The following is a 6556-nucleotide window of genomic DNA, read 5'->3' as shown; positions in this document are numbered from 1 at the left end:
GACCAGGCCGGCGCGCGGGCCGGCCCGCAGCTGCGCCTGGGCCGCGCGCGCCGCCGAACCGGCGCGCAGCGCGAAACATTGCGCCAGCAACTCGATGTCCTGCAAGCGACCACGGCCGATCTTCGCCTCCCAGGCGCCGTCCGGGGCCTTGGCGGCGAAGATGCGGGCCCGCATCTCGGCTAGGTCCGGCAGGACGCGCGGATCGCCGCCGCGGCTCTGCAGCACCTCGACGCGCAGCGCCTCGACCTCATCGGCCAGCGCCGCGGCATCGGCGCCGCAGAGGCCGATCACCCGGGCACGGGTCAGGGCCAGATGCTCCCAGGTCCAGGCCTCGGTCATCTGGTAGTCGCGAAAGCTCTGCACCGAGGTCGCGACCGGCCCCTGCCGCCCCGAGGGGCGCAGCCGCATGTCCACCTCGTAAAGCCGCCCGGCCGAGGTCGGCGCCGAGATCGCGGTGATCATCGCCTGGGTCAGCCGCGCGTAATAGGCCCGCGTCGCCAGCGGCTTCGGCCCGTCCGAACTGTCCTGCCCGGCGGCGTCATAGATCACGATCAGGTCGAGATCCGACGCGGCGTTGAGCTGCCGCGCCCCCAGCGAGCCCATGCCCAGCACCACCGCACCGCGGCCCGGGGCCGGGCCGTGCCGGCGCGCGAATTCCGCCGCCACCACCGGGAACAGCGCCGCCACCGCCGCATCGGCAATGTCGGCATATTGGCCGCCCGCCTCCTCGGCGCCGATCAGGCTGCGCAGGTGATGGACGCCGACGCGGAACTGCCATTCATGCGCCCAGCGGCGCGCCGCGTCCAGCGCCTGTTCATAGCCACCCTTCGGCGCCGTCAAGGCCGAGGCCTGCAGTTGGTCGAGCTGCCGGCGCAGCTCGGCCACGCCCGGCCAGTCCGAGAAGAAGCTGCCGCCCAGCACCGCGTCCAGAACCTCGGGGTGGCGGGCCAGATAGGCGGCCAGCCCCGGCGCGGTGCCGCAGATGTCGACGATCAGCTCGATCAGCTGCGGATTGGCCTCGAAGAGCGAGAAAAGCTGCACCCCGGCCGGCAGACCGGCCAGGAAGGCGTCGAAGCGCGCCAGCGCCTCGCCGGCATGGGCGGCGGCGGTCAGGCGGCTCAGCAGGTCGGGCTCGATCCGGGCAAAGACCTCGCGGCCGCGGGCCGAGCGCAGGGCGGGATAGCTGCGCCAGCGCTCCACCATCGCCTCGGCCTCGGGCGAAAGCTTCGGGCGCGCCCGCCGCTCGCCGGGGGCGAAGAAATCGCCGGTCAGCGCCTCGACCCGCGCCAGGCGGCCGGCCAGGCGCGCGGACCAGGCGGCGGTATCGGCCTCGCCCATCATCCGGGCGATGGTGTCCAGCCCCTCGGCCGAGGCGGGCAGCGCATGGGTCTGGGCGTCGTTCACCATCTGGATGCGATGCTCGATCTCGCGATGCTCGCGGTAATGCGCGGTCAGCTCCTCGGCCACGTCGGGGGGCACCCAGCCCTTTTCGGCCAGCCGCGCCAGCCCCTCGACCGTGCCGCGCACGCGCAGGTCCGGGTCGCGGCCGCCGGCGATCAGCTGGCGGGTCTGAGTGAAGAACTCGATCTCGCGGATGCCGCCCTGCCCCAGCTTCATGTTGTGGCCGGGCACCTCGATGCGGCCGTGCAGGCCCTTGTGCTCGCGGATGCGCAGCCGCATGGCATGCGCGTCCTGGATGGTCGCGAAATCCAGGTGCCGCCGCCAGACGAAGGGCCGCAACTCGCGCAGGAAACGCGCGCCCGCCGCCAGGTCGCCGGCGCAGGGCCGCGCCTTGATATAGGCGCTGCGTTCCCAGGTGCGGCCCTCGGCCTCGTAATAGGCCAGCGCCGCCGAGATCGAGATGCAGACCGGCGTCACCGCGGCATCGGGCCGCAGCCGCAGGTCGGTGCGGAAGACATAGCCCTGGTCGGTATTGTCCGAGATGGTCGCCGCCGCCTTGCGGGTGGCGCGGATCAGGCTGGCGCGGGCCTCGTGCTGGTCGTCCGGGGCATAGGCGCTGTCGTCGTAAAGCACGATCAGGTCGATGTCCGAGGAATAGTTCAGCTCTCCGGCACCCATCTTGCCCATGGCCAGCGCCACGATGCCACCGGCCTCGGCCTGGGTTTCGGGCAGCTTGCCGCGCGACTGCTCGACCCCGACATGGACGCGCAGCGCCAGGTCGGCGGCGCGATCCGCCAGATCGGTCAGCGCCCCCGTCACCTGCTCGAGCCGCCAGACGCCGCCCAGATCGGCCAGCGCCGTCCACAGCGCCACCCGCCGCTTGGCGCGGCGCAGCGCCGGACCGAGGGCATCGGCGGCAAGGGTCTCGAACCCGGCGGTTTCGCGGGCGACGACATCCTCATGCGCCAGCGCCCCGGGCAGCCAGTCGGCCTCGCGCTCGATCAGCCCGGCCAGGTAGGGGCTGCAGCCAGCAGCCCCACGGATCAGGTCGCCCAGGCGCGGATCGGCGATGCCGGTGGCCTGCAGCGCGGAGAGGCCGCGGGCGGGATCGACGGGAAGGGGCAGGCGGGTGATGCGGGCGGCGAAATCCATGCCCAGAGCCTAGCCGCCGCCCGCGCCGCGTCAATGCCGCACGATCGCGGCGAAGCGTTCAATTCTTACGGTTTTCCCTGCTTGGCGCGGGGGGCAACTGTTGCTAGGCTCGGCCCGAGAGCAACTGACAGCAAGGCCCGGGCCGCCGCCAATGCGCGCCGAGACGAGAACGACCAGACCGCACGCGCCCCAGGGCGCGGCGCGCCCCGAAAGCCGGGGGCGCGGCTGATGCGGCACAGCCTGCCTCATGCGCCGCAATTCTATGTGACGGCCCCGCAGCCCTGCCCCTATCTGCACGGCCGGGCCGAGCGCAAGCTGTTCACCGCCCTGGCCGGCGATTCGGCCAACGAACTGAACAACACCCTGTCCCGGCAGGGCTTTCGCCGCTCGCAGAACGTGCTTTACCGGCCCAGCTGCGAAAGCTGCGTGGCCTGCATGTCGGCGCGCATCCGGGTGTCCGAGTTCAGGCCCTCGCGCACGCAGCGCCGGGTGGCGCGCAAGAACACGCATCTGCGCCGGCTGGCCACCAGCGCCTGGGCGACCGAGGAACAATACGAGCTGTTCCGCGCCTATCTGGACGAACGCCATGCCGATGGCGGCATGGCCGACATGGACATCTTCGAATTCGCCGCGATGATCGAGGAGACGCCGGTGCGCACCCGGGTCATCGAATATCGCAGCCATCTGGGGGCGGGCGCGGGCTCGGAAACTCCACCCGCCCCCGGCAGCGACCGGCTGGTCGCGGTCTGCCTGACCGATGTGCTGGATGACGGGCTGAGCCTGGTCTACAGCTTCTATGACCCGGCGCTGGACGCCCTCAGCCTGGGCACGCATATCATCCTGGACCATATCGAGCTGGCGCGCAGCGCCGGGCTGCCCTTCGTCTATCTGGGCTACTGGGTGCCCGGCAGCCGCAAGATGGATTACAAGGCGAAGTTCTCGGCGCTGGAGATCTACAAGGGCGGGGTCTGGCAGCCGATCGGCGACCCGGCGCAGCACAGCTCGGACATCCATCCGCTGTCCATCGACCCGATCGTCGAGCAGGTGGCACGCATCACCCTGCCGCCCAATCGGAGATGATTACCGAAAATCCGGCGTTTCGGTAAGAATATTTCAATATTTCGCAACAGCGGGTCATTTTATTGGACAATCGGCATTGACCATGCCGCGCCGCCCCCATAGTTTCCCGCGACGCAGCACGGGACCGGCAGGCCCGGCCGCGAAGGTTCAGAAATGGAGAATGGGCATGTCCCGAGAAATGACCGGTGCAAGGATGGTTATCGAAGCTCTGCGCGATCAGGGCGTCGACACCGTATTCGGCTATCCGGGCGGGGCGGTACTACCCATTTACGACGAGATCTTCCAGCAGAACGACATCAAGCACATCCTCGTCCGCCACGAACAGGGCGCCGTGCACATGGCCGAGGGCTATGCGCGCTCGACCGGCAAGCCGGGCGTGGTGCTGGTCACCTCCGGGCCCGGCGCGACCAATGCCGTCACCGGCCTGACCGATGCGCTGATGGATTCGATCCCGCTGGTCGTGCTGACCGGCCAGGTCCCGACCTTCCTGATCGGCACCGACGGTTTCCAGGAGGCCGACACCATCGGCATCACCCGCCCCTGCACCAAGCACAACTGGCTGGTGAAGGAGACGGACGAGCTGGCGGCGACCATCCACAAGGCCTTTCACATCGCCACCTCGGGCCGGCCGGGTCCGGTGCTGATCGACATCCCCAAGGACGTGCAATTCGCCACCGGCGACTATGTCGGGCCGAAGCAGATCGAGACGCCCAGCTACCAGCCGGCGAAGAAGGGCGATCTGGCCACCATCACCCGGCTGGTCGAGCTGATGGAGACGGCCGAGCGGCCGATCCTCTATACCGGCGGCGGCGTGATCAATTCCGGCACCGGCGCCAGCCAGCTGCTGCGCGAACTGGCGGATGCGACGGGCTTCCCGGTCACCTCGACGCTGATGGGATTGGGGGCCTATCCGGCCTCGGGCAAGGGCTGGATCGGCATGCTGGGCATGCATGGCCTCTACGAGGCGAACATGGCCATGCACGATTGCGACCTGATGATCGCGGTCGGGGCGCGCTTCGACGACCGCATCACCGGCCGGGTGGCGGATTTCAGCCCCGGCTCGGTCAAGGCACAGATCGACATCGATCCCAGCTCGATCAACAAGGTGATCCATGTCGACCTGCCCATCGTCGGCGATGTCGGCCATGTGCTCGAGGACATGCTGAAGGTCTGGAAGGCCCGCGGGCGCAAGACCAACGCCGCCGCGGTGCAGAAATGGTGGGTGCAGATCGAGCAGTGGAAGGCACGCAACTGCCTCGCCTATCGCAACTCGGACAAGGTCATCAAGCCCCAGCACGCGCTGCAGCGGCTGCAGGCGCTGACGGCGGGCCGCAACCCCTACATCACCACCGAGGTCGGCCAGCACCAGATGTGGGCGGCGCAGTTCCTGCATTTCGAGGATCCGCACCACTGGATGACCTCGGGCGGGCTGGGCACCATGGGCTATGGCCTGCCGGCCTCGATCGGGGTGCAGGTCGCGCATCCCGAGGCGCTGGTGATCAACGTCGCCGGCGAGGCGTCCTGGCTGATGAACATGCAGGAAATGGGCACGGCGGTGCAGTTCCGCGCCCCGGTCAAGCAGTTCATCCTGAACAACGAACGCCTGGGCATGGTCCGGCAGTGGCAACAGCTCCTGCATGGCGAACGCTACAGCCAGAGCTGGTCGGAAAGCCTGCCGGACTTCGTCAAGCTGGCCGAGGCCTTCGGCTGCGGCGGGCGCACGGTCGCCGACCCGGCCGACCTGGACGCGGCCATCCAGGAGATGATCGACTACGACGGCCCGTTCATCCTGGACGTGCTGGTCGAAAAGCACGAGAACTGCTTCCCGATGATCCCCTCGGGCAAGCCGCATAACGAGATGCTCTTGGGCGAGGCCTCGACCGAAGGCGCCATCACCGGCGCCGGCGCGGCCCTGGTCTGAGGTTAGGAGAAGAACATGGCGGCACTGAACATCCAGAAGGGCGCTTCGAGCCATTCGGCCTATGACCTGCGCGACCCCAATGCCCAGACCATCGAAAGCCACACCCTCGCAGTGCTGGTCGAGAACGAGCCGGGGGTGCTGGCGCGGGTTATCGGGCTGTTTTCCGGCCGGGGCTACAACATCGACAGCCTGACCGTGGCCGAGGTGGACCATCTGGGCCACCGTTCGCGCATCACCATCGTCACCCGCGGCACCCCGGCGGTGATCGAGCAGATCAAGGCACAGCTGGGCCGCATCGTGCCGGTGCACGAGGTCCACGACCTGACCGTCGAAGGCCCCAGCGTCGAACGCGAACTGGGCCTGTTCAAGGTCACCAGCAAGGGCGACAAGCGGGTCGAGGCGCTGCGCATCGCCGAGATCTTCCGCGCCAGCGTGGTCGATTCGACCCTGGAAAGCTTCGTCTTCGAGATCACCGGCACGCCGGAGAAGCTGGACGCCTTCGCCGATCTGATGCGGCCGCTGGGCCTGTCGGACCAGGCCCGCACCGGAGTCGCGGCGCTGGCACGCGGCGGCTGACGCCTTTCAGCGAGCGGCCGCCAGCTTCAGCGGCCGCTTTTCCAGCCCGCAATCGCCGTTCGAGATCACCCGCAGCACCGGGCGCGATTGCCCGGGCTTGTCGCCCATGCCGCGCAGCAGATCCGGCAGTTCCGAGCGCCGGTTGCCCGAGACCATGCTGACCGCGCGGGCATGGCGCAGATCGTTGATCGTCTCGAACTCCAGCTCGACAAGATCCCCGGCTTCTGGCCAACCCTCGGCAGTGACAAGATTTTCCTGCCCCTGCAGATAGGCCAGGGCCCCATGATCCTCGCACCAGATCACGGCCTTCTCCTTGGCCGGACTGCTCCACAGAATGACCCCGATCATCAAAGCTCCTAAACCAATACGCCCTTCCCCAAGGGCGTCGCACAACCCAGACCGGAAACTATCGGCAGTTTCTCGCCT

At 68.7% G+C, this 6556-nt stretch carries 5 protein-coding genes; 3 read left to right on the top strand and 2 right to left on the bottom strand.

The window, feature by feature from the left end; all coding sequences use genetic code 11:
- On the bottom strand, positions 1-2553 hold a 2553-nt coding region (locus I9P22_RS13830), incomplete at its 3' end, for a [protein-PII] uridylyltransferase family protein (RefSeq protein ID WP_199260060.1).
- A 228-nt stretch (positions 2554-2781) separates the two neighbouring features.
- On the opposite strand from I9P22_RS13830, the gene I9P22_RS13825 reads away from it, so the two are divergent.
- The 3 genes from I9P22_RS13825 (at position 2782) to ilvN (ending at position 6130) form a co-directional block, all read left to right on the top strand.
- Entirely contained in the window at positions 2782-3633 is an 852-nt protein-coding gene (locus tag I9P22_RS13825) for an arginyltransferase (protein WP_199260059.1), read from the top strand.
- A gap of 166 nt (positions 3634-3799) precedes the next feature.
- Positions 3800-5554 carry an acetolactate synthase 3 large subunit gene (locus I9P22_RS13820; protein WP_199260058.1) on the top strand — a complete coding sequence of 585 codons (1755 nt, stop codon included), beginning with the start codon at positions 3800-3802 and terminating at the stop codon, positions 5552-5554.
- Between the two features lie 15 nt (positions 5555-5569).
- Positions 5570-6130 (top strand): acetolactate synthase small subunit, encoded by a 561-nt coding sequence (gene ilvN, locus I9P22_RS13815; RefSeq protein ID WP_199260057.1) that lies wholly within the window; start codon positions 5570-5572, stop codon positions 6128-6130.
- Between the two features lie 6 nt (positions 6131-6136).
- Here ilvN and I9P22_RS13810 read toward each other — a convergent pair whose 3' ends face one another.
- Positions 6137-6478, bottom strand: a complete 342-nt coding sequence (locus tag I9P22_RS13810; protein WP_199260056.1) for a hypothetical protein — start codon at positions 6476-6478, stop codon at positions 6137-6139.
- Positions 6479-6556: the final 78 nt, after the last annotated feature.

The organism is Paracoccus binzhouensis (assembly GCF_016446475.1).
In the GTDB taxonomy this organism is placed as follows: Bacteria; Pseudomonadota; Alphaproteobacteria; order Rhodobacterales; family Rhodobacteraceae; genus Paracoccus; species Paracoccus binzhouensis.
The sequence above is the reverse complement of the archived record's forward strand: the minus strand, read 5'-3'. Positions and strand labels throughout refer to the sequence as shown.

Coding starts and splice junctions, on each gene's coding strand:
- ilvN (WP_199260057.1), top strand. CDS start 5,570: ATGGCGGCACTGAACATCCAGAAGGGCGCTTCGAGCCATTCGGCCTAT.
- I9P22_RS13820 (WP_199260058.1), top strand. CDS start 3,800: ATGTCCCGAGAAATGACCGGTGCAAGGATGGTTATCGAAGCTCTGCGC.
- I9P22_RS13825 (WP_199260059.1), top strand. CDS start 2,782: ATGCGGCACAGCCTGCCTCATGCGCCGCAATTCTATGTGACGGCCCCG.
- I9P22_RS13810 (WP_199260056.1), bottom strand. CDS start 6,478: ATGATCGGGGTCATTCTGTGGAGCAGTCCGGCCAAGGAGAAGGCCGTG.